The 23,495-nt window shown below is 44.6% G+C and carries 22 protein-coding genes; 9 read left to right on the top strand and 13 right to left on the bottom strand.

Annotation, left to right across the window (positions count from 1 at the left end):
• The first annotated feature begins 140 nt into the window (after positions 1 to 140).
• Complete coding sequence (locus tag ACNQO6_RS05575) at positions 141 to 1,769, top strand: OFA family MFS transporter (protein ID WP_440208334.1); 1,629 nt, start codon at positions 141 to 143, stop codon at positions 1,767 to 1,769.
• Between the two features lie 99 nt (positions 1,770 to 1,868).
• Here ACNQO6_RS05575 and ACNQO6_RS05580 read toward each other — a convergent pair whose 3' ends face one another.
• The 8 genes from ACNQO6_RS05580 to sdsA form a co-directional block, all read right to left on the bottom strand.
• Positions 1,869 to 2,303, bottom strand: coding sequence for a YbjQ family protein (locus tag ACNQO6_RS05580; RefSeq protein WP_009511019.1), 435 nt, complete (start codon positions 2,301 to 2,303; stop codon positions 1,869 to 1,871).
• Between the two features lie 8 nt (positions 2,304 to 2,311).
• A complete protein-coding gene (locus tag ACNQO6_RS05585) occupies positions 2,312 to 2,662 on the bottom strand; it encodes a YbjQ family protein (protein WP_004775220.1) in 351 nt (116 codons plus the stop codon).
• A 108-nt stretch (positions 2,663 to 2,770) separates the two neighbouring features.
• Positions 2,771 to 4,231, bottom strand: a complete 1,461-nt coding sequence (gene adeK / locus ACNQO6_RS05590) for a multidrug efflux RND transporter AdeIJK outer membrane channel subunit AdeK (RefSeq protein WP_343579238.1) — start codon at positions 4,229 to 4,231, stop codon at positions 2,771 to 2,773.
• A gap of 5 nt (positions 4,232 to 4,236) precedes the next feature.
• Positions 4,237 to 7,410 (bottom strand): efflux RND transporter permease subunit, encoded by a 3,174-nt coding sequence (locus ACNQO6_RS05595; protein ID WP_343579218.1) that lies wholly within the window; start codon positions 7,408 to 7,410, stop codon positions 4,237 to 4,239.
• A gap of 12 nt (positions 7,411 to 7,422) precedes the next feature.
• The gene (locus ACNQO6_RS05600; RefSeq protein ID WP_440208335.1) at positions 7,423 to 8,676 is read right to left on the bottom strand and encodes an efflux RND transporter periplasmic adaptor subunit; all 1,254 of its coding nucleotides are present in this window, start codon (positions 8,674 to 8,676) and stop codon (positions 7,423 to 7,425) included.
• The gene (locus tag ACNQO6_RS05605) at positions 8,663 to 9,313 is read right to left on the bottom strand and encodes a phosphatase PAP2 family protein (RefSeq protein ID WP_343579220.1); all 651 of its coding nucleotides are present in this window, start codon (positions 9,311 to 9,313) and stop codon (positions 8,663 to 8,665) included. Before ACNQO6_RS05605 ends, ACNQO6_RS05600 begins: the two co-directional genes overlap by 14 nt.
• Before the next feature lie 496 nt (positions 9,314 to 9,809).
• On the bottom strand, positions 9,810 to 11,858 hold the full coding sequence (locus ACNQO6_RS05610) for a site-specific recombinase (protein WP_440208336.1): 2,049 nt from the start codon (positions 11,856 to 11,858) through the stop codon (positions 9,810 to 9,812).
• Between the two features lie 15 nt (positions 11,859 to 11,873).
• A complete protein-coding gene (sdsA, locus tag ACNQO6_RS05615; protein ID WP_343579222.1) occupies positions 11,874 to 12,851 on the bottom strand; it encodes an All-trans-nonaprenyl-diphosphate synthase in 978 nt (325 codons plus the stop codon).
• Between the two features lie 448 nt (positions 12,852 to 13,299).
• On the opposite strand from sdsA, the gene rplU reads away from it, so the two are divergent.
• Together rplU and rpmA are read left to right on the top strand one after the other, a co-directional pair.
• Positions 13,300 to 13,611, top strand: coding sequence for a 50S ribosomal protein L21 (rplU, locus tag ACNQO6_RS05620; protein WP_004652230.1), 312 nt, complete (start codon positions 13,300 to 13,302; stop codon positions 13,609 to 13,611).
• A gap of 18 nt (positions 13,612 to 13,629) precedes the next feature.
• The gene (gene rpmA / locus ACNQO6_RS05625; RefSeq protein ID WP_004640422.1) at positions 13,630 to 13,884 is read left to right on the top strand and encodes a 50S ribosomal protein L27; all 255 of its coding nucleotides are present in this window, start codon (positions 13,630 to 13,632) and stop codon (positions 13,882 to 13,884) included.
• 67 nt (positions 13,885 to 13,951) lie between these two features.
• Here the strand turns inward: rpmA and ACNQO6_RS05630 are convergent, their stop codons facing one another.
• Positions 13,952 to 14,821 carry a pirin family protein gene (locus ACNQO6_RS05630; RefSeq protein ID WP_440208337.1) on the bottom strand — a complete coding sequence of 290 codons (870 nt, stop codon included), beginning with the start codon at positions 14,819 to 14,821 and terminating at the stop codon, positions 13,952 to 13,954.
• A 290-nt stretch (positions 14,822 to 15,111) separates the two neighbouring features.
• On the opposite strand from ACNQO6_RS05630, the gene lolA reads away from it, so the two are divergent.
• A complete protein-coding gene (lolA, locus tag ACNQO6_RS05635; protein ID WP_343579226.1) occupies positions 15,112 to 15,816 on the top strand; it encodes an outer membrane lipoprotein chaperone LolA in 705 nt (234 codons plus the stop codon).
• 51 nt (positions 15,817 to 15,867) lie between these two features.
• Here lolA and ACNQO6_RS05640 read toward each other — a convergent pair whose 3' ends face one another.
• Entirely contained in the window at positions 15,868 to 16,302 is a 435-nt protein-coding gene (locus ACNQO6_RS05640) for a hypothetical protein (protein ID WP_440208338.1), read from the bottom strand.
• Positions 16,303 to 16,430: 128 nt separating this feature from the next.
• Between ACNQO6_RS05640 and ACNQO6_RS05645 the strand changes: the two genes are divergently transcribed.
• The 4 genes from ACNQO6_RS05645 to ACNQO6_RS05660 all read left to right on the top strand — a co-directional run bounded on the left by ACNQO6_RS05645 (position 16,431) and on the right by ACNQO6_RS05660 (position 20,593).
• Complete coding sequence (locus tag ACNQO6_RS05645; protein WP_440208339.1) at positions 16,431 to 17,192, top strand: RsiV family protein; 762 nt, start codon at positions 16,431 to 16,433, stop codon at positions 17,190 to 17,192.
• Positions 17,193 to 17,300: 108 nt separating this feature from the next.
• A complete protein-coding gene (gene serS, locus ACNQO6_RS05650) occupies positions 17,301 to 18,572 on the top strand; it encodes a serine--tRNA ligase (protein WP_262765945.1) in 1,272 nt (423 codons plus the stop codon).
• A gap of 67 nt (positions 18,573 to 18,639) precedes the next feature.
• Positions 18,640 to 20,013 (top strand): siroheme synthase CysG, encoded by a 1,374-nt coding sequence (gene cysG / locus ACNQO6_RS05655; protein ID WP_440208340.1) that lies wholly within the window; start codon positions 18,640 to 18,642, stop codon positions 20,011 to 20,013.
• A 109-nt stretch (positions 20,014 to 20,122) separates the two neighbouring features.
• The gene (locus ACNQO6_RS05660; RefSeq protein WP_004669235.1) at positions 20,123 to 20,593 is read left to right on the top strand and encodes a tRNA (cytidine(34)-2'-O)-methyltransferase; all 471 of its coding nucleotides are present in this window, start codon (positions 20,123 to 20,125) and stop codon (positions 20,591 to 20,593) included.
• Positions 20,594 to 20,604: 11 nt separating this feature from the next.
• On the opposite strand, the gene ACNQO6_RS05665 is transcribed toward ACNQO6_RS05660, so the two are convergent.
• Together ACNQO6_RS05665 and ACNQO6_RS05670 are read right to left on the bottom strand one after the other, a co-directional pair.
• Positions 20,605 to 20,985 (bottom strand): VOC family protein, encoded by a 381-nt coding sequence (locus ACNQO6_RS05665; RefSeq protein ID WP_396514641.1) that lies wholly within the window; start codon positions 20,983 to 20,985, stop codon positions 20,605 to 20,607.
• 15 nt (positions 20,986 to 21,000) lie between these two features.
• Positions 21,001 to 21,384: a winged helix-turn-helix transcriptional regulator gene (locus ACNQO6_RS05670; RefSeq protein WP_343579231.1), complete on the bottom strand. Its 384-nt coding sequence runs from the start codon at positions 21,382 to 21,384 to the stop codon at positions 21,001 to 21,003.
• A 117-nt stretch (positions 21,385 to 21,501) separates the two neighbouring features.
• Between ACNQO6_RS05670 and ACNQO6_RS05675 the strand changes: the two genes are divergently transcribed.
• Positions 21,502 to 22,056: a flavodoxin family protein gene (locus tag ACNQO6_RS05675; RefSeq protein ID WP_343579232.1), complete on the top strand. Its 555-nt coding sequence runs from the start codon at positions 21,502 to 21,504 to the stop codon at positions 22,054 to 22,056.
• A 75-nt stretch (positions 22,057 to 22,131) separates the two neighbouring features.
• Here the strand turns inward: ACNQO6_RS05675 and ACNQO6_RS05680 are convergent.
• Positions 22,132 to 23,495 (bottom strand): PT dipeptide repeat lipoprotein (locus ACNQO6_RS05680; RefSeq protein WP_440208341.1); only part of this gene is annotated, 1,364 nt, incomplete at its 5' end.

Raw genomic sequence — 23,495 nt, forward strand, 5'->3', positions numbered from 1 at the left:
TGTTATGCACAATCGGTAGGTCGATTGAGCTTTGCCCCAATAGAACCACACCGTAGCAAGCAGGTCTGAGCGCTGCTTAGGGTTGCACAAAAATGAAAAAAGCTTGCCTCACTTTAATCGTGAAGGTATGGAGATTGTAGATGGAACGACGACTTTCACTTTTGGCCAAGGAACGTACGATTGCCCACTCGGGCTATAACCGTTGGCTACTGCCACCTGCCGCACTGGCAATTCATCTCAGTATTGGTATGGCCTATGGCTTTTCCGTATTTTGGTTGCCCTTATCCAAAGCTCTGGGAATTGATGCGCCGATTGAATGTAAAGATATCGGTTTGCTTGAACAACTGTTCACCACAACCTGTGATTGGACAGTGTCTACCCTAAGCATCATGTACACCTTGTTTTTTGTATTCCTGGGCTCATCTGCCTTTTTATTTGGGGGGTGGCTTGAGCATGCCGGGCCACGAAAGGCGGGTGTGGTTGCGGCATTTTGCTGGGCGGGTGGTTTGATTCTGGCGGCGCTAGGTATATATACCCATCAGTTATGGCTGTTGTGGCTAGGAGGGGGAGTGGGAGGCATCGGGCTGGGACTGGGTTATATTTCGCCTGTATCTACCCTGATCAAGTGGTTCCCGGACCGTCGAGGTCTCGCCACTGGTCTTGCGATCATGGGCTTTGGTGGCGGTGCCATGATTGGCGCGCCGCTCGCGGATCAGTTGATGAAGTTTTTCGCGACCGATGTTTCGGTGGGGGTATGGCAAACCTTTCTGGTCTTAGCCGCCATTTATTTTGTTTTTATGATGGGAGGCGCATTCGGTTATCGGATTCCGCCTTCAAACTGGAAACCGAGTGGTTGGCAACCCGCAGCAAGCCAAGCGCATGCGCTGGTTACCAGTCGTCATGTACATTTAAATAAGGCATGGAAAACCAAGCAGTTTTGGCTGATTTGGGGCGTACTGTGCTTAAATGTTTCGGCAGGTATTGGCATTTTAGCGATGGCGTCTCCGTTGTTGCAGGAAGTGTTTGGTGGACGTCTGATCGGTTTAGAGATCGGGATCAATGAATTAAACACCGAACAAAAAATGCAGATTGCGACCTTTGCCGCAGGATTTACCGGTTTACTGTCATTATTTAATATTGGTGGGCGGTTCTTCTGGGCATCTGCATCAGATTTTATTGGTCGTAAAAATACCTATTTTATTTTTCTGGCCTTGGGCTTCTTATTATACGTTTCGATCCCACAACTGGCTCATGCCGAAAACCTTCCTTTATTCGTTTTAGCTTTCTGCGTCATTCTGTCCATGTATGGCGGGGGCTTTGCCACGGTACCTGCTTATCTGGCGGATATTTTTGGTACCCAAATGGTCGGGGCAATTCATGGGCGTCTATTGACTGCATGGTCTGTGGCAGGGGTATTGGGCACCTTACTGATTACCAATATTCGAGATTATCAACTGGCGCATGGCGTGGCTCAAGCCCAATCTTATGATACGACCATGTATATTTTAGCGGCTATGCTAGCCATTGGATTTGTCCTCAATTTAATGGTCAAGCCGGTTGATGAAGATCAATACATGACTGAAGCTGAATTGGCTGCCGAGAAGGCCTTGGCTCACGAGAAATTACCGCAAGATTCCAGTCTGAATCATGAGGTAACACATGCACCTTCCAAGACAATTACTGTGGTACTGGCTTGGCTGGTGGTTGGTCTGCCTTTGCTGGCAGGCATTTGCTTTACCTTACAAAAGGCGATCGTTTTATTTCATTAACCTAAAAATCCTAGTCATAAAAAATGCCTCGAGTCATGAGGCATTTTTTATTGTGTTCGATATGTCTGTTGCGGCTTGAGAATATGCGACTAGAACAGCTTATTCGATGATTGCCGTTCCATAAGCAAACACTTCAACCATGCCACCTTGCATTCCCAGTTCTGTGGTACTGAGGCGAACCCCCATAATCTGTTTGGCTCCCATGGCATGCGCTTCTTGCTTCAGGCGAACCACAGCTTCACGACGCGCACGTTCTACGACACTTTCATAGCTGACCAGACGCCCCCCAAAGAAGTTGCGAATGGAGGCCAGTACATATTTAAAATAATCGTGAGAGATCACCACATTACTGCTGATCATTTGCCCGGGTGCTGTGGGATGTACGAAGCGATTGGTATCAATCCGGATATGGGCGAACTGTTGTTCTTTCTGGTCCAGTTCACGTAGGTGTTTTTGCTCGATATGGCGACCAAAGCCCCAACCCACAGTAAACAGGATCAGAAACAGGACAATCTGAAAAATTAATCCTTCCATATGCTTGCCTATGCGCCGAATGGATCAGGGAGTTTAGGCGCAACAGGCTGCACCACCACCGCTGTACCATAAACAAACAGCTCAGACGCGCCTTGGGCAATATTTGAGGTCGAGAAACGGATGCCCACAATGGCATTGGCACCTAAAGCTTGTGCCTTATCAATCATCCGTTGTGTGGCTTCTTGGCGTGACTCTTCGAGTAGTTCGGTATAGCCTGTTAGTTCACCGCCGACAATATTCTTTAAACCCGCCATCAGGTCACGTCCGACATGCTTACTGCGGACGGTGCTGCCATAAACCACATCAAGCTGACGTAAAATTTCATGGCCGGGTACAGATTCTAAACTGCTCAGTAACATTGTTTTCTTCTAAATCATCAATATTTCAGTATTTGAAGATAAGAAATATTCGCAATTGTTGCAATAAAAAAGCTCACCGAAGTGAGCTTTTTTGTCTGCAAAATCAAATTATTTTGCGTAGTGCTGTTGTGAGCTTGAAGGCTGGTGCGTAACAGTCTCACTGGTTGAGGCTTTTAGGCCGCCACCCAGTGTTTTATAGAGCTCAACCTGATTGTTCAGGTCGGCCTGTTGCAATAATAACAAGCCTTGTTCCGCTGAGTAAGCAGAACGCTGAGCATCCAACACGGTCAGGTAACTATCAATACCGGCACGGAAGCGGGCATTTGAAAGTTTATAGGTCGTATTGGTCGCATCAACCAAACGGCGTTGCGCAGTTAAACGATCACCAATGTTGGCACGTGTTGCCAATGCATCATTCACTTCACGGAAAGCTGACTGGACTGACTTCTCATAGTTAGCCAATGCAATTTTCTGATCTGTTTCAGAGATTTTGATGTTGGCCTTACGTGTACCCCAGTCAAAGATCGGGATATTCAGGCTTGGACCAATTGACCATAATCCATTGGCTGATTTGAATAAATCACTCAAGTCAGTCGATGCATAACCCGCAGAACCCGTCAGGCTAATGGTTGGGAATAGTTGTGCTTTGGCAGCACCAATATTCGCACCCGCAGCACTTAACTGGTATTCAGAGGCTTTGACATCCGGACGGTTATTCAATAAGTCACTTGGTAAACCGGCACTTAATACACCTTGTCGGGTGATACGTGCAACTTGCTGTTGCGGCAACAGATTCTGAGGAACCTGTTGGCCCACCAGTAGGTTCAACAGGTTTTGTGCCTGAGCAATCTGGGTTTTGTAGTTGGCCACATCATTACGTGCTGTTTCTACTGAAATCTGCGCCTGACGCACAGGAATTTCACTATCAATACCGACATCAAAACGTTTTTTGTTCAGGTTGAACGAGTCTTGTTGTGCTTTTAGCGTCTGATCGGCAAGTTTAAGTTGTGCACTTGCAAACGAGTAATTTAACCAAGCTTGAGTGACCTGACCAATTAAGCTGATTTGCGTGGCATCACGTGAACTTTGCGTCGCGAGATAGCTATCGAGCGCTGCATCTTTCAGGCTGCGTACACGACCCCAGAAATCCAGCTCATAAGAAGTCAGACCTAAGCCAACCTGATAGGTTGAATAGGGGTTACCTGGATCACGGCTAGGGGTGACCTGACGAACGGCACTACCACTTGCGCCAATCGTTGGCAACTGGTTGTTTTCCGAGATCTGGTATTGCTGCTGAGCTTTTTGGATATTCAAAGTAGCAGTACGTAAATCACGGTTATTGGCAAGTGCCATATCAATCACTTGCAGTAAGCGCTGGTCAGCAAAGAAATCTTTGTAACCTTGTTCCGCGATTGATTTTCCAGAAGCATTGCCATACGACGCGTAGCTTTCAGGAATATCTGAGCTTACCACAGGCTCTGGCCCGCGCATGCTTTGGCAGGCAGCCAAAGACAGCGCGAGTGCAGAGATTGCAATGCCACGACTGGAAATAGACCATACAGTTTGCATCACGATCAATGCTCCTGAGTATTTAAAGTTTTAGGTTTGTACTTAAAGATACTACGAATCCACACGAAGAATACAGGGATGAAGAAAATACCTAAAAGTGTTGAAGAAATTACACCACCCAGTACACCATAACCGACCGAGTGCTGGCTACCTGCACCGGCACCACTTGCAAGGGCCAATGGCAATACACCGAAACCGAAAGCAAGTGTGGTCATGACGATTGGACGTAAACGCATTTTCGCCGCATGTAAGGTTGCTTCAAACAGGTCTTCACCTTGTTCTTGCAATTCTTTAGCGAATTCGACGATCAGAATGGCGTTCTTCGCTGAAAGACCGATTACCGCAACAATTGCCACCTGGAAGTAGATGTTAAAGGATAAGTTTGGATCTCCTTTAATGATCATACCTAACCAGGTCAGTGTAAATGCACCGACAATACCTAATGGTACAACCAGCAATACTGAAACAGGGACCGACCAGCTTTCATAAAGTGCAGCAAGACACAGGAAGACGATCAATAATGAAAGAACCAATAATGGCGCTGTCTGGCTACCAGAATCACGTTCTTCCAGAGATAAACCACTCCACTCATAGTCGAAACCGGTTAAGCCCATTGACGGTAACTTACCAATGATTTCTTCCATGGCGATCATTGCATCACCAGAGCTGACGCCCGGTGCAGGAGTACCCTGAATGTTCACCGATGATACGCCGTTATAACGCTCTAGACGAGGAGAACCGTAAGTCCATTCACCCTTGGCAAAGCCAGAGAATGGAACCATTTCACCCTTGTTATTACGTACATACCACTTGTTTAGGTCTTCAGGCATCATGCGTGTATTTGCTTCGCCCTGAACATAAACTTTCTTCACACGACCACGGTCAACGAAGTCATTGATATATGAACCACCCCAAGCCATGCTCATGGTGCTGTTAATATCTGCAATGCTCACACCCATTGCACCTGCTTGCGCCTGATCAATGGTGATCTGGTACTGTGGTGTGTCTTCCTGACCATTCGGACGTACACCGGCAAGACGTTTGTCTTGTGATGCCATACCTAATACTGCATTACGTGCAGCAATCAGTTTTTCATGACCTTGACCGCTGGCATCTTTCAACTGGATATCAAAACCAGAAGCGACACCCAGTTCAGGCATTGCCGGTAACTGTAATGGCATGATGTACGATGCATCTTTCACAATCATATTCAATGCCATACCACGTTGAATAATGGCACCGATCTGTGATTCAGGCGAGGTACGTTCGCTCCAGTCTTTTAACTTGATAAAGGCAAGACCTGCGTTTTGACCGACCCCGGTGAATGAGAAACCTGCAACTGTAAAGATCGACTCTACATTTTCTTTTTCCTTATTCAGGAAGTAGCCTGTCATGGTATCAATGACTTTATCCGTACGTTCCAAGCTTGCACTTGGTGGTAACTGAACCAAAGTCATGACTACACCCTGATCTTCCTCTGGCAAGAATGAAGATGGCAGCATTTTGTAGATGCCGACCAAGGCTGCGATCACCGCAATATAAAGCACCCCAGAGAATAACTTGTGGTGTGTCATGCGATTGACACCACCTTGGTATTTCACTGCAACTTTTTCGAAGCTACTGTTAAACCAGCGGAAGAAGCGCGCAAAAATATTGTTGCTTTGTTCTTTGTTTGGATCATGCTGCTTTAACAAGGTTGCACACAGGGCAGGGGTAAAGGTTAATGCCACGATCAGGGAAAGGATCATCGCCGTAACCAAGGTGATGGAGAACTGACGGTAAATTACCCCGGTCGTACCACTAAAGAATGCCATGGGTACGAATACCGCTGTTAACACACTGGTAATACCCACTAGCGCACCAGAAATCTGACTCATCGACTTTTCAGTCGCAGGCACAGGTTCCAGATGTTCTTCCTGCATTACCCGTTCAACGTTCTCGACCACAACGATGGCATCATCGACCAGAAGACCGATGGCCAGTACCATGGCGAACATGGTTAAGGTGTTAATCGAGAAACCGAAGATATTAATCACGGCAAATGTACCGAGTACAACCACAGGTACAGCCAGTGTTGGAATAATCGTTGCGCGCCAGTTCTGCAAGAACAGGAACATGACGATGAAGACCAGAACAATCGCTTCAATTAAGGTATGAACAACACTTTCAATCGAGAGGCGAATAAACGGAGTGGTGTCATACGCAAGCTTGTCTTTTAAGCCTGCTGGATAGTTATGACGTAACTCAGATAAACGTTTTTCAACAGCTGCTGCTGTATCAAGTGCGTTGGCACCGGTTGCAAGCTTGATCGCAACACCTCCCGCAGGGCTACCATTGAACTTCGAATCGAATTGATAGTTGTCCGAACCCAATTCTACACGAGCCACATCACCTAAACGAACCTGTGCACCATCTGACGAGTTTTTCAGGAAGATGTTTTTAAATTGCTCAGGTGTTTGCAACATGCTTTGTGCATTTACCGTCGCATTCAGGACTTGGCCTGCTGTTGACGGCGCACCACCGAGCTGACCGACTGCAACTTGCGAGTTTTGTGCACGAATTGCAGTAGCAACATCATTCGGTGTCAGGTTAAAGCTGGTCAGTTTTGCCGGATCTAACCAGATACGCATCGCATATGAACCACCAAATACCTGAAGCTCACCCACACCTGCAACACGGCTAAGCGGTTCAGAAATGTTAGAGTTTACATAGTCTTTAATGTCAGATGCAGAGAGGCTGTTGTCTGGAGAATAGAATGCAATAACCTGCAGGAAGCTGGCACCAGACTTGGTGACTTTTACACCCTGACGTTGTACGTCAGCAGGTAACAGCGCTGTGGCAGATTGCAATTTGTTTTGAACCTGAACCTGTGCGATATCCGGATCGATACCTTGTTCAAAGTTCAAGTTAATGGATGCTTGACCATTACCCGCACTGTTCGATGAAATGTAACGTAAACCATCCAGGCCATTCATTTGTTGTTCAATGATCTGGGTAACTGTATTTTCAACAGTCTGAGCAGAAGCCCCAGGATAAGTCGCAGAAATCGTGACCGTGGGGGGGGCAATTGTCGGATATTGTGCAACTGGCATTTTTGTCAGCGTGATAATTCCCGCCAACATAATGACCAGTGCAATCACCCAAGCAAAAATTGGGCGATGGATAAAAAATTGAGCCATGCAATCTACCCCTTAAGCTTCTGAAGTTGCTTTTTGTTCAGCTTTTGGTGAGTTGGCTTGCTTTTGTTGTTCAGCTGCTTTTGGCGCTGCATTCTGACCTTCAGCTGCTTTTGGTTGATAAGGTTTTACAGACACTTCCTGTCCTTCTTTGACCTTAGCGACACCGTCAACAACAACTTTATCACCAGCCTGTAGGCCATTCGTTATAATCCAGTCCTGACCTTTGACACCAGCAGTGGTGACCGGACGTGTTTCAATCGCACCTTTGGCGTTGACAACCATTGCAATGGCCTGTCCTGTCGGTAAACGAGATACCGCTGCTTGTGGAATCAGGTAAGCGTTTGGCAAAATCCCTTGCGAAATCTTGGCAGTTGCATACATGCCTGGTAATAACAAATGGTTTGGATTCGAGAACACCGCACGTAAAGTCACAGTACCTGTATCCGGATTGACACTTGCATCAGAGAATGCCAGTTGACCTTCAACTGGGTATTCAGACCCATCTTCAAGCGTGATTTTGACACGGGTATTGTTACTGTTATTCAAGCTGCCTTTGCTCAGTTGTTGACGCAGACGCAATAACTCGGCACTTGATTGATTAATATCCACATAGATCGGATCAAGTTGTTGAATCGTTACCAATGGATCGGCCTGGTTTGCAGTCACCAATGCACCCGGTGTCACCGAAGAACGGCTAGACTGACCGGAAATTGGCGCACGAACCGTTGAGTAGCCCAAGGTAATTTCAGCATTTTTCAATGCTGCCTGAGACGCTGCAACATCTGCTTCAGCCAGTTTGACCTGAGCATTGATATCGTCATACTCTTGCTTAGAAACCGCATTGGTTCCCACAAGTTGACGATAACGGCCTTCTTTTACGCGTAAAGCATTCAAGTTCGCTTGTTGACGTAATAACGCCGCACGTGCATTGTCTGCAGTCGCGCGGTTGGTGTTTGCATCAATTTGATAGAGTGCTTGACCCGCCTGAACGTAGCTACCTTCAGCAAATAATCGTTTTAAAATCACGCCGCCTGTTTGCGGACGAACTTCTGAAACTTGATATGCAGAGGTTCGGCCTGATAGTTCGACGTTCTGTTCAACGCTTTGTGGTTGAGCAACAATGACACCTACTTCTGGAGGTGGCATTTTTTGAGCAGCAGCAGCTTGCTGTGCATCTTTAGGATCTTTGCTACAACCAACAAGCGCAATGCTTGTTGCTAATGCGCAAGCAGTGAGGGCAGGAGCCCAAAGCTTAGCCGACATCATTATTCCACCTCAATTTAGATTTTTTATCTAAAAACAAATTGTTGCTGAAAGTGCTTTGATACAGCCCAAACCAAAGCAACGCAGTCCAAATCAACCCAATTCCCCAACCGGCAAGAACGTCGGTCGGGTAGTGAACCCCCGCATAAACTCTAGATATCCCCATGAAAATAAACCATAAAGTAGATACTAAAATGACACTGGTGCGATATTTATGTTGTCGACATAACAACATGGCTAAACTCGCAAGGGTTGCAGCATAAACGCTATGGGCACTTGGGAAGGATGCGCCATAACTATGAACCAAGTGATAAAACTCCATTGGTCTTGGCCGATCAATGCTCCATTTCAGAAGCCAACCAATCACAATACTGCCGCCCACACTGAAAGCGATAAAGGTCACATTCCTATAATTTTTAATCCAGATTTGGTAAACACACAAAAATGCAGTTAAAAATAATAAAAAAGGCATGCCACCGAGTCGGGAGAGCAGAATTGTCACATGGTTAAGCGTAAATGAACGGTGCTCAAAAAAAGCTTGAACACTAAAAAGGTCTAAAGTTGATGCGTTGGAATTCATTAACCCAATCGCACCGAGTCCTAAAAAAAAGCAACCAATACAAAGCAATAGGTACGGCATGCGCTACTCATTATGTGCTTAACCATTGTTCAGGGTTGTTGAGTGTTTGAAAGTGTACTCGCGAGTACACTTTTGGTCAAGTCTTGAAATTTTATGATAATTTCATTTTGATGTTTTTTTAAGGTTCAGTAAAAAAACATAACAAAATTTGATGTATATCTCATTTTGGGTTTTTACTGTTTCTTTATCATTTGAACCTGCTTGCTCAGGTTTTCTGACCGGATCAGCATGCCGAAAAAACGAACAGAACAGCAGTAAAGATAAAGTCATCTAGGCACAACACTGACATGGTCAAATTTAAGTTTAACTAAATAATCCAGCTTGGATCAGTATCGTATTACCCTGATCAGGAAACCATACTGTAACTGAGTCATGATCGCTTGTTGTGCAATAGCGTCTGGAAAAACCCAACCTTGAAACTATTTTTGGCGTGTTGATTATATCCAAAAATAGTTCAAATGTTAGACTTGTAGTTTGCTGACTTTTCTGTACAAAGTTAATGAGATGATGAGGTGTTTTTAGGCTGTTCTTCTACTTCAACCGGTTGTTTTGGGGGCCAGAAAAAATCGCTTGGGCGGGTCAGGAAGTGCGTTAGCACTAATTTAGCCAGTGGTTTCCATTGGGCAAAACGAACACGGCGTGCACGTAAAGCCACAATAATCGTCAAGGTGAAGCTGACAAACAAGTTGGTTAAGCCGATCAGCATGACACCAAGAAAAGACACGATAATCAGACCGATATCCGGGTTACCAATGGTCATCAAGCCTTGGATAAAGTTTGCCGAGGCAAAGGCAATGTGGCGGATATCTAAAGGTAAACCGAGAATAAATCCAATCGTTCCCATGCTTCCCAACATGATCCCGAACAGGAAGTTACCTGCCAGGGCGCCTAAATTGGTTTCAATGTAGCCTGCAAATTTATCTAAGCGTTTTTGCCCCATCCATCGTTTTAAGCGTCGATGCTGCTTGAGGCGCGGCCCGACTTTACGGTAAACCGCCAAGTTATCGAAGTAACCGGCAATGAGTCCCGAGAAAAATAAACACACACCTGCAATTGCAGCATGGGGGACCGCCAGCGAGGTAAAGGGGTTGAGACTATGCAGCAATGCGGCTGACTTGGTGTGATTGAGTAATGGTTCACCGAGATTGTATTGCCACAAAAAGGTAATCAGGGCTGCAGTTGGAATTGCAATCGAGATATTCCCCAGAATGGCAATAAACTGGGTTCGGATAATATTAATAATCAAGGCGGCCAGTTCGGCAATTTGCGCAGTTTTGCTACCTTTCTGCTGCTGTACGGTTGAGGCCAATGCAGCTGCTGTCATGGCAGGCTGTTTGGTCGCGACAGTAAAGTGCAAGACATGAATGAGCATAAAGCCCAAGGCATAGTTCATGCTATATAAAAAGGCATGGCCAAAGGGCGCTAACACTAGGCGTGCCGTTAAAATCTTCAGCGTTGCCATGGTGGCAATAATCGCACCTGCACCCGCAGCTGCTTTATACATGCCAAAGAAGCCCGCTTTGTCGGTACTTACATAATGTTCGCCTGTTCTACTGGCATTTTCAGTCACCTGTAAGGCAATCAGCTCACTGGTCGAGGTCAGTAAGTGACGAACACTTTTTTCATTATAATGGGCCTTGGTTAAGTCAGTGAGCAACTCGCCCAGCGCGGTATAACGCGCCTCGGTTTTACTGGCTAACAAGGTCAGCAGCAGCTCAATACGGTCAATCGCCTGTTCTAACAATGACAATAAATAGGTCAGACTGATACTGACCCCAATGCGCTTGGTGGCACGGCGTATTTTTAATACAACCTCACGACACTGATCCAGCATGACAAAGGCCTGAGATGCATCGGGTGGGGGTAAAACCACTACGGCGTCCCGATCATCAATCTGTTTTTTATACTTTTCAATAAACTCGATGATGTCGCGGTTTTGTACCAGAAAGGGCGATTCGTATTCGGTAATATCAGGCTGGGCGTTAATAAACTCGGGATATAGGCCAATTCCACTAATCCGGTAAGACAAAACGGTAATGGCTTTAATCAGTTCGTTTTTGGAAACCTGTTTTTCAAGGGTGTTGCTTTGGCTTTCAGCCAGTAGGTTCAGTAAGGTAATCCAGTCCTGATCATCAATCAGATCCAGCCATTCACTATCATTTTCCTGGTGAAAGACTTTTCCGACCAAGGTTTTCAGCTGCTGTCCATCTTCGACCAAAGGGAGAAAGTGCGCGCCTAAACGTTGTCCTAACTGATTCCAGAAACCATCAAGTGAAAGAATACCGCTATCGGCATATAAGCTAATCTGTTTGTACTGGCTAATCAGTTTAAGTAAAAAGTTTTGCAGCAGAATGGCAGATGTGGGCGTGAGTAATAAGATTTTGATCAGCGCATGAATACGTTGTTTGATTTCATCCGCATCATTTGGATTTTTAGGGCGGATACGATTGACCAGTTCAATCAGGAGATTTTCATCAAGAACAGCTTGTGGTTGGTCAAGCTGTTCCTGCATTTTTAAAAAAAGATCAGATAAAGTTAAATGCATAAGCAGTCAGAAAAATTATTGTAGTCGATGTAAAGCCATGAGTGTCAAATTGATCAGTGCTTGGCGATATTCATTATCAGGGAGCGCTTTCAATGCTTCCAAAGCGGCATCCGTTTCTTGCTGAGCACGTTTTTGACAATATTCCAGGCCACCAGAGTGATGAACAATCTCAATCACTTTGTCCAGTTGCTCAACCCCACCCGTTGCAATACTGCGACGGATAATGGCATGGTCATCACCGGTTGAATGAGCTAATGCTGAAATTAACGGTAAAGTCGGTTTACCTTCCATTAAATCATCACCGATATTTTTACCTAATGTTTCTGCATCAGAGGTGTAATCCAGAATATCATCGATGATTTGGAAGGCATTGCCAAAATGACCAGCGAAGCGGCGTAACGGTTCACGGTATTCTTCAGTCCCTGCCAAAATGGCTGCACCTTCAGTGGCCAGTTCGAACAGGCGTGATGTTTTGCCGTGAATAATTCTTAAATAAGTTTCTTCTGTGGTATCCGGTTGATGCTGGGATTGCAGTTGCAGCACTTCACCTTCAGCAATTTCGCAAGTCCCTGTTGAGAAATCTTTGAGTAGGGTAATGTTATTTAAATCGACCAGTAGATCAAACGCACGGGCAATCAGGAAGTCACCCACTAAAACGGCGGTCTGGTTATTCCAGGTCGCATTTGCGGTTGGTCGGCCACGACGCAGGCTCGATTCATCGACCACATCATCATGAACCAGCGTGGCGGTATGCAGCATTTCGATGACTGCAGCCAGATGTTGGGCTTGCTGCATGTTGGCTAAGCCACAAGCACGTGCTGCAAGTAAACACATAATTGGACGCATGCGTTTACCGCCAGCTTCCACCACATGTTTACTGACAGACATGACCAATCCGACTTTAGAGCTAATTCCTTCATTGATCAGGTGATCCATCGCAGCAAAATCTGTCGCAACAGGGGAGAGAATGTCTTGCTTAAAATCGATAACCATATGAAGAAGAACCTCGTATAGGTGGGTAATGTTGCCAAGTGTAGCAATTAATCTATGACTAAACTGTTATATAGACTGTGTAATCCGCTATTTAAAACACGATCATGAACTCTTTGGTTTTAAATTAAACAGAAAAGGGCTGTTCTCACCGAGTGTCATTACTTTACTCACGACGGTACAAAACACAGTTTGTTATTGTCACAATTTGTTTTTAAAAATGTATTTCAAATTTTGACGGGAATCAATCAAAAAAAGTCCGCCATCAATCTAATTGATTTTACTTAAAAATCCAAGCAAGTTATCAATATGTGGGCATTTATGCAAAATCACTTGTTGTTTGAGCAATTTTCACTTAAAATTTGTCCCCTTGTATAACCCCAGTGGCGTTCGTCTTAAGATCGATATGTCCCTTTATCGGCACGACGACACGGGCAAGTTGGAGTACATCATGTACGCAGTAATCCAAAGCGGTGGTAAACAGCACCGTGTTGTTGAGGGTGAAACCCTTAAAGTAGAATTATTGAAAGCTGAAACTGGCGCGACTATTACGTTTGATGACGTATTAATGGTTGTTAACGGTGACAACATTCAAATCGGTGCTCCAGTTGTAGCTGGCGCAAAAGTAACTGCAGAAGTAGTTGGCCATGGTCGTCACGACAAAATCCGCATCATCAAAATGCGTCGTCGTAAACACTACCGTAAGCAACAAGGTCACCGTCAATGGTTTACCGAGTTGAAAATTACTGGTATCGCAGGCTAACACGAGGAGTAAATAGACATGGCAACTAAAAAAGCCGGTGGATCGACGAAGAACGGTCGTGATTCGAATCCTAAGATGTTAGGTGTTAAAGTTTACGGTGGTCAAACTGTAACTGCTGGTAACATCATCGTTCGTCAACGTGGTACTGAGTTCCACGCTGGTGCAAATGTTGGTATGGGCCGTGACCATACTCTATTTGCTACTGCTGACGGCGTAGTAAAATTTGAAGTGAAAGGTCAGTTTGGCCGTCGCTATGTAACTGTTGAAGCTTAAGCTTAAATAGTTCGAGAAAACCCGCGTTGAGCGGGTTTTTTTATGCGGATAAGTTGTGAATTGTGGTTTAGTCCGAAGCTTTTCCAAAGTTTCCGGTTTTTAAGTCTTCATAGGCCTGCAAAATTTCCTCATAACTGTTCATGACAAAAAAGCCGTGTCCATTGATCGGTTCCTGCAAGGGAGGCGCCGATAAAAATAACAGATCACTATCTTCTAATGCAGTGATCTCAACATCCGTATCAAAACTGGACATCACCGCCAAGGCTTGCTCTTCCAGAACCTCTTCATCAGTAGCGAACTGCAGTTTGCCTTTGCGTAAATAAATTAAAGTCGTGTCGCCATGATTTGCAGGCAGGATAAGTTGCTGTTGTTTATGTAGATGGACATCTAAGACATTCATGGGGCTATAAGTGTGGGCAATGCCCTGAATATTGCCGAACTGACCGGCTACGATACGCACATAACCTGCTTCATGTTCCAGTTGCACTGTAGGGATACTATGACTCAGCAAGCTTTGATAGTGCGGAGCTGACATCTTGTCTTTTGCGGGAAGATTGACCCACAATTGCAGCATTTCAAAATACCCACCGCGCTCACGGAAGGCGGGGCTAAAATGTTCCGTATGTTGAATACCTGAGGCGGCAGTCATCCACTGCACATCGCCTGATGTCATAATGCCGCCTTGACCAGTGGAATCTTGATGTTGTAATTCACCTGCAAACACAAAGGTCACTGTTTCAAAGCCGCGATGCGGATGTTCATTCACGCCTTTTTTCGGGCTTTTCGGCGTTAGTCGTCCAGGCCCCAGATGATCCAGTAATAAAAAGGGTGAAGTGGTGTTGCCCAGTTCCTGATAAGAAAATACCGACAATGCCGGATAAAAGTCACCAATGGCAAAACGCGTGTCATTACGGTGGATAAAGGCCAGGCTTTTCATGGTGGGTTCTTTTTAATATGCTTGGCTTTAGCTTAGCAAACCCAGCTGATTCGTCTAGATGAGAGCGGATCAATAATTTTCCTTGATCAGACATTGACGAATACGGTTGCTGTGGGGTGGAAAGTTAATTTTTTATTCTTACAATCTCTACATAAAGGTCGCAACTTCATACATAATGCAGAACTTTGCGACACGAACTACACAAAACCCATGCTTTTCTTCATTTTTTTAATGATCAAAAACAGTAAGATGTCGGCATAACAGTAGAAATCTGATAGAAGGTTGTTTTTATGAATTTCGTAAAAAAAATGGCTTATGCTGCAACGTTAAGTGCAATCACACTTGCTCCGGTTGTGAGTAGTCAGGTCTTTGCTGCACCTGTCGCTGCATCAGCTCAGCAAGCAACGAACAGTCTGGTTCAGCAGTTATCTGGCTTGCAAAGATTCACCGCAGATTTTGAACAAAGTACAAAAGTGACAAATAGCAACAGCAATAAAGTTGCACAGAAAAAAGGCTTGACCGCTCAACATATGAATCAGACCTTCAAGGGAACGATGAAAGTTGAACGTCCAGGTAAATTTTATTGGGAAACCACCAGTCCATCCAAACAAACCATTGTAACTTCAGGTAAGGTGGTATGGATCTATGATCCTGATTTACAGCAAGCCGTCCGTCAAAGTCTGGATGACCAAATTGCCAATACCCCTGCATTATTGTTATCAGGCAATACTAGCCAGATCATGCAGTCCTATCGTGTGACCCAGCCGGACCGTAGTAAACTGTATTACACCTTGTATCCAAAACAGCAAGATGGCGCGTTTCAAAGTCTCACCATTAGTTTTGGGGCCAATAAAGCACCGAACTTGATGATCTTGCAAGACTCTTTAGGTCAAACCACTTATGTACGTTTTAGTAATATTAAAGTGAACCAGTCGATTCCTGCATCGGTGTTTAATTTCACGCCGCCTAAAGGGACTGATATTATTGATCAATAATGCTTGAATAATGTTATTTCTTAGTTGAACTCTAAAACTGAAGCATAAGATCTAATCTGCAATGGCGCAGATTAGATCTTTATATACATTGATTGTATTTGATTTAGAAAAATCATAGCTGTTTAGAACCAGTGTTTGAATATAGGTTTTCAAGCTCTGAGCTAAATCTGTATAACTTTTTAAATATGTCGGTGTTGAAATGAGCACATATTGTTGTTCATGATCATCCCAATCGTAAACAAAGAATCCTCGTTTTGAAATTGAAATAAAATCATCTGGACGAGGAAGATCAACTTTTAAATTTGCTTCTCCAATCACCGGAAATTGCTCAATAAGCATTTGTTCAATATTTTCTAACTTAATTAGAGATGAGTTAAGAACAAATGTGGGAATTGGAGCGATGCCTGCTGTTATAAAAGCAGCTAATACACCTTTTTGATCCATAGCAATCCAAATGCAGTCGATTCCTTCAGGATATAAATTCATTGTGTTACCCCAACTTATTTTTCTATCGTCTATAGTTATACTGGTTTTTTAATTACGATACATTTCTTAATTTTATATTTCAGCAAGGCTTTGTATAGTGAAGAAAAACATCAGAGACGTGTAGGACGATGAATACTTCACAATTATCAAAATTTCTTCCCATTCTTCCTATCCTGACGGTTGTCGCATTAGCCGGGTGTCAGCCCAAAAAAGAAGCGGCTACCCCAACGGAAAAAACCAGCGATATTCCGCTCATTCATGCCACCGTTACTGCCGTTAAAATTCCAAAACAAAAAGTATGTCTGGAAGATGGCTGTACCACCTATGACTTGCAAACGGTGCAAACCAACCAGACCTGGATAGATGACTATTTCATGAACCGGATGAAAAAGGCGGAACCCAATGCGTTTGCAAATCTGGCTGATCAGGAGGTTAAAGCTCCCGCTGATGGAACGGTACAGAATGAGAGCAGCACCTCTGTCCGTTTTGTGGGGCAGAATTATAACCTTGCCACCTTTGCAATTCAGAGCTATTCCTATTCAACTGGTGCGGCACACGGCATGTCACATCAGGAGTTTGTCAATTTCGACTTGAAGAACAAGAAGCACATTACCGTGAGCGAACTGCTTAAACCGCAGATGAATAACAAACTTCGTGATGAACTGTATGCTGCAAACCAGAACTGGTTGGAACAACATAACATCAAGAAAGACCAATTACAGGTCAGTGATAATTATTACTATGGTGTGAACGGCATTGTCTTTGTTTATCCGTTGTATGAGCTGGCTTCTTATGCTGAAGGAATGAGCGAACTGACCTTGCCATATTATGCGGCGAAGGAGTTTATCAAAGCCGAATACTTGCCAAGCTTGCCAAAAGATGCGGGCTAGTTGCAATGCAGCCTCTATATATCGTATGTAGAGGCTGCACAAGCGCTGTATTTTTTTAGGTTTAAGCCTTACACTATAACCAGTTTTTTCCTCTATTCATGATTGATTATGATCGACCCAAAGTTACTCAGAAATAATATTGAAGCAGTGAATGCTGCTTTGGCAAAACGTGGTATTCAGTTAAATGTACAAGAGTGGGCTGATTTAGAAGCTCGCCGTAAAGATTTGCAATCCAAAGCTGAAAACTTACAAGCAGAGCGTAATGCTGGTGCTAAACAAGTCGGTCAAATCAAAAAATCGGGTGGGGATGCTTCCGAAATCATGGCGCGTATGGCAGCCATCGGGGATGAGATCAAAGCCGCTGAAGTGGCTTTGGCTGAGTTACAAGCTGAACTTGAACAAAAATCTCTGGCCATTCCAAACTTGCCAGATGAATCGGTTCCCGTTGGTAAAGATGAGAGCGATAACCTTGAAATCCTGAAGTGGGGCACGCCACGCCAGTTTGATTTCGAAATCAAAGACCATACCGATCTTGGTGAATGGATGGGTGGTCTGGAGTTTGAAACTGCAACCAAATTGACAGGTTCACGTTTCAGCGTCTTGAAAGGACCTTTGGCGCGTTTACAACGTGCTTTGACTCAATTCATGCTGGATACCCATACCCTTAAAAACGGTTATACCGAAGCTTATGTGCCGTATTTGGTCAATGCAGACAGCTTGCGTGGTACAGGTCAACTTCCTAAGTTCGAAGAAGACCTGTTCAAGCTACAAGGTGAAAAAGAGTATTACCTGATCCCAACCGCTGAAGTGCCGGTGACCAACTTCGTGCGTGACGAAATTATTGATGCGGATCGTTTACCGTTGAAATATTCTGCACATACGCCATGTTTCCGTAGTGAAGCCGGTTCTTATGGTCGCGATACCCGTGGCTTGATTCGTCAACACCAATTCGACAAGGTCGAAATGGTACAGATCGTTAAACCAGAGCACTCTATGCAGGCACTTGAAGAATTGACTGCACACGCAGAGGGTATCTTGCAGGCACTCGGTCTGCCATATCGCAAGATTTTGCTCTGCGGTGGTGACATGGGCTTTGGTGCGGTTAAAACTTATGACCTAGAAGTTTGGGTACCGAGCCAGAATACCTATCGTGAAATCTCAAGCTGCTCAAATATGGGGGATTTCCAGGCACGCCGTATGAAAGCGCGCTACCGTGTGGATCAGAAGAAGATCGAATTGGTGCATACCTTGAACGGTTCAGGTCTGGCAGTGGGTCGTACCTTGCTTGCAGTGATGGAAAACTATCAACGCGCAGACGGTTCAATCGAAATTCCGGAAGTGTTACGTCCATATATGGGCGGTGTTAGCTACATCGACTAAACTTTGCATCGAATTTGTGCATAGTTTTTGCTTGAGCTCAATCAGATTGAAAATATAGAGGCGTAACGTGGAAATCTTCCCAATCTCTTTAAAGTTGCAGCAGCAACGTTGTCTGATTGTGGGTGGTGGGCATATTGCCTACCGCAAAGCAAACCTGCTCGCCAAAGCGGGTGCAATTGTCGATGTGATTGCACCTGACATCATTCCTGAATTACATCAACTGGTTGAGCAATCGGCAGGGCAATATATTGCATTGCCTTTTTCTGAAACAGTTCTGGCAACCGCTTACCGTCTGGTAATTGCGGCGACAGATCAGCCCGATGTCAATAAAGCAGTATTTGAACAGTGTGAACAGCGTAATCTGCTGGTGAATAGTGTCGATGATATTCCGCATTGCCGTTTTATGGTGCCTGCGATTATTGATCGTTCACCCTTGGTGATTTCGGTGGCTTCCAATGGTGCATCACCCGTTTTATCCAGACAGTTACGCACGCAGATCGAAACCATTGTGCCGCATGGCATGGGCAAACTGGCTGAGTTTTCGGGGCAATGGCGCAAGCAAGTCAAAGCCAAAATTGCCAATCCGGATGAACGTCGTATCTTCTGGGAAAACCTGTATGCTAGTCCGCTGAAAGAACAGGTTTTTAATGACAATATTGCTGTGGCCAATGACCTGATTGAGCAGGCTTTAACAGAATGGACCGCACCGAAAGGTGAGGTTTATCTGGTTGGAGCAGGCCCGGGTGACCCGGAACTGCTGACCTTAAAGGCATTGCGTTTAATGCAACAAGCAGATGTGGTGATTTACGACCGTCTGGTCTCTGCGCCGATTCTGGACTTGTGCCGCCGAGATGCTGAAAAGATTTATGTCGGTAAAGCGCGTTCTAACCATTCAGTTCCACAAGATGGCATCAATGCCTTGCTGGTGGAATATGCGCAACAAGGTAAACGTGTTTGCCGTTTAAAAGGTGGCGATCCGTTTATCTTTGGCCGTGGTGGTGAAGAAATTCAGGAACTGGTCGAAGCCAATGTCACTTTTCAGGTCGTGCCGGGCATTACCGCAGCTTCAGGCTGTTCAGCCTATGCCGGTATTCCGCTGACCCATCGTGATTATGCACAAAGTGTACGTTTCCTGACAGGACATTTAAAAGAAGGTTCACCTGAGCTGCCGTGGAATGAACTGGTCTATGAAAACCAGACCTTGGTGTTGTATATGGGACTGGTCGGTCTGGAACGTATTTGCGAGCAATTAATTGCACATGGACAGCGTCCAAGCATGCCAGTGGCCTTGATTTCCAAAGGCACCACGCCGGAGCAAAAAGTGGTGGTGGGTACTTTGGCGGATATCGCAGCCAAAGTATCTGACAATCAGATCGTAGCACCGACTTTAACCATTATTGGTGAAGTGGTCAGTTTACGTGAACAGTTAAAATGGCAATAGAATTCCTCCTTGCGGAGCTATAACCGCTCCTCACCTCTTTAAAAATGAGGGGAGTTCCTCCCTTTTTCAAAGGGAGGCTAGGAGGGATTATGAAAAGTAGAGAAAATTTGTGATTCATGTCGTCCTATACGAGCCTGAGATTCCAGCGAATACAGGTAATATCATTCGTCTATGTGCCAATACCGGTGCGCAACTACATTTGGTAAAACCTTTGGGTTTTGAGCTGGATGATAAAAAGTTAAAACGTGCAGGATTGGACTACCACGAGTGGGCAAGAATGCAAATTTGGGACAATATCGAACTTTGTCTTGCTGACTTAAAAGCCAAAGGGGTTGAGCATGTCTTTCCATTGACGACTAAAGGCAGTGCAACACCGCATACCGTCGATCTGAATCGTCCCGTGGCCTTATTGATGGGACCTGAAACACGTGGTTTACCTGAACAGGTACGTCTCATGTTTCCGCAAGAGCAGTGGATTCGTTTGCCAATGGCGGAAAACTCAAGAAGCTTGAATCTCTCTAATGCGACCGCTGTCATTGTCTATGAAGCATGGAGACAGCAAGGCTTTAAGCAACTTTAGTTTAAGTCTGGTTATATATCACCATAAGGGCTTGCCACAACCAGCGTATATCCATTGAGGTCTCTAAACCAGATCTCCCGATGATGGGCGTTGGGATTGTATTTAGGGCCTTCCAGAATTTCGACTTGATGAGTTTGTAGTTTTTGCACAATCTCATCAAATTGACTGCTTTCAAACCACAATAACACGCCGTTACCGATCACTCGTTTCGGATCTCCGATATGTGGATGTTCATGCGCTTGCCATTGGTGCAGTTGCAGCACCATTCTTTTCTCAAATAACAACTGCTCATATTCTTTACCGCCATGACCGCTTTCCAGGCCAAGCATAGTCTGATACCACAGGCTGGTTTTCTCGACATCGCTCACTGCAATTAAAGGTTGTGGAATCATCGCCCATCCCTCATTTTATTGGATTTCTTGTTCCTGTATCGCATCAAAACGCTGTTGGGCGTAAATGACCTGCTCGATATTACTCTCAGCCCAATCTTTGAGTTGATACGCCATTTTAGCTACTTCCAGTCCGAGTGGGGTAAGTGAATAATCCACTCGAATCGGAGCGGTATTCTGCACCTGACGCTGAATAAAGCCATCACGTTCCAGCATTTTTAGCTTCTGTGACAATACTTTAGGTGAAATACCCTGAATGTTTTTTTTCAATAGATTGAAATGTTGGGTGTCTCGTGCCAGCACATTGATAATCAATAATACCCATTTGTCTGCAATTTTTTCGAAAAATAAACGGGCAGGGCAATGTTGTTGATAAATATCGTATTTTAATGCCTGATTCATAGCGATAGCCCTCATTTTCTCAATCGAATGTTAGTAGTTACCAAATGGTAACTAATTGACACCTAGTTTCTAAAATATATCATTAAATCGAACTTTTGAAAAATTTTGGATACTCTCATGACACAAATTGCTGTTGTTTACTTCTCGGGCTATGGTCATACCAAAGTAGTTGCTGAAACTTTTGCGGGTGCAATTGATGCGGCTTTGATTGAAATTGATCAGAATGGCGACATTACTGAACAGGATTGGCAAACCCTTAATAATGCACAAGGTATTGTGTTTGGTGCGCCCACCTATATGGCAGCAACACCGTGGCAGTTTAAGAAATTTGCCGATGCTTCTTCAAAAATCTGGTTTACACGTGGCTGGCAGGATAAGGTGTTTGCAGGTTTTACCAATAGTGCGAGTCTGAATGGTGACAAGCAAGTGACCTTGATTCAATTACAAACCTTGGCGTCACAGCATGGTGGCATTTGGGTGAGCTTGGGTTTATTACCCGCCAATACCAAAGCGGCCAAACGTGAGGATGTGAATAATCTGGGGGGTTCTGTGGGCTTGCTGGTTCAGTCACCAGCAGATGCAAGTACAGATGAGATTCCAACAGGTGATTTAGAGACCGCGAAGCTTTATGCACAACGTGTGAAAGCAATTGTTGAAAAATTGCATGGTTAAGATTTAAGTTCATAAAAAAGACCGCCAACGTGAGGCGGTCTTTTTATGTGTTTTTACTGGCATGTAGCGATGAGATTAGTCTCTGGCACGATTGGCATAAATAGTTAAATTACTGGTAGCTCCAGTACCCCATAAATTCCAGCCCAGCGAAGACTGCCCAATCAGGCGCTGTGCATAGAGATAAACGCTTGCACCTGGTTCACGATCATCTACTACACTGCCATCAAATACCTTGTAGACCACTTTGGCTGGATTGGTATTGCTGCTGTCTTTTTCCAGAACTAAGCCAACCCGATCGTCGCCTTCTCTAGAAGTAAAACGGTAGACATAACCTGCTGCAAATTGTTGATCCAAAATCGTTTTGATCTCCGCTGCTTTGGTGGTGTCACTGAGCGGAATCCAGCGATAATCATAGGTACCATTGTGTAGATTACTATTGGTACACAGGAAAGAATATTGTTGAAGATTGAAAGAGGTAGCCATTTCTATACGACAACCTGTTTTACCAAGTTCATTGGCATGTGTTGCCCATGTTGCAGCAGTCACAAGATCCCGGTTAACCACTTTTTCGTTAACTGTATAGACACCTGTATCACCCACACGTTTTTCATAAATATTAAATGTACCCTTATCTTTATCAAGCTTATATTGTGTGCGGTAATGGAAGCCTTGACTGACTTGAGCAGTGAATTCAGCTTTGAACAATCTATATCTTTCAGTTGAAGTGCCTGTCGTATTGGCCGTGGTAAGTTGGTATTGCCATTTGGCGGCATTTGCTGCGTTATCTTTGATATACAGGTTACGCATTCTCATTTCTTCTGAAGTGAGTAAAGATGAGGCCGTGTCAGAGGTGACATTGGTATCAATACGGACATCCACCAGTCTATAGCCAGCATTGGCTTGAGCATCCAGTTGATTTTTGAGTCGTGCTTGAGTTGGTTCCAGATCTTTAAATGCATAGCCACTGGTGCTGACAAATGGATTGGCTTTTAGGGTCTGGAAACGTTTCAGTGAAGATTTTTTCCAACATGCAAAGGTTGGATCCATTGTTTGAACAGTTTGATCTATTTTGGCTCCGTCAGTTTCAGCACTATCAAGTAAACAAAGGGTATTGGCATCCTTAAAGGCCAAAATAGCAGGATTGGAGTTGTTATCATCATCTTCATAACGCTTCACCCGAGCGAAATAATAAGTGGTTTTATTGCTGCGTTGTGCGTTGCCAATATTGTAGTACAAGATACCTCTTTGAGTACCATCGTGATCATAATCTCCGAAAATTTCTCCTGAGCATTTTGCTTCCTGATAGCGTTCTGAATCTATAAGAACATCAAATGAATTATTTGAATCCACATGATTTTCCATAATGAGCCGGAAATTATTTGGCGCCGCAGCGCAATATGTAGACTCCCAAGTTCCAGCAAAGGTTTGAGAGACTGGTG

The organism is Acinetobacter calcoaceticus (assembly GCF_051947995.1).
GTDB lineage: Bacteria > Pseudomonadota > Gammaproteobacteria > Pseudomonadales > Moraxellaceae > Acinetobacter.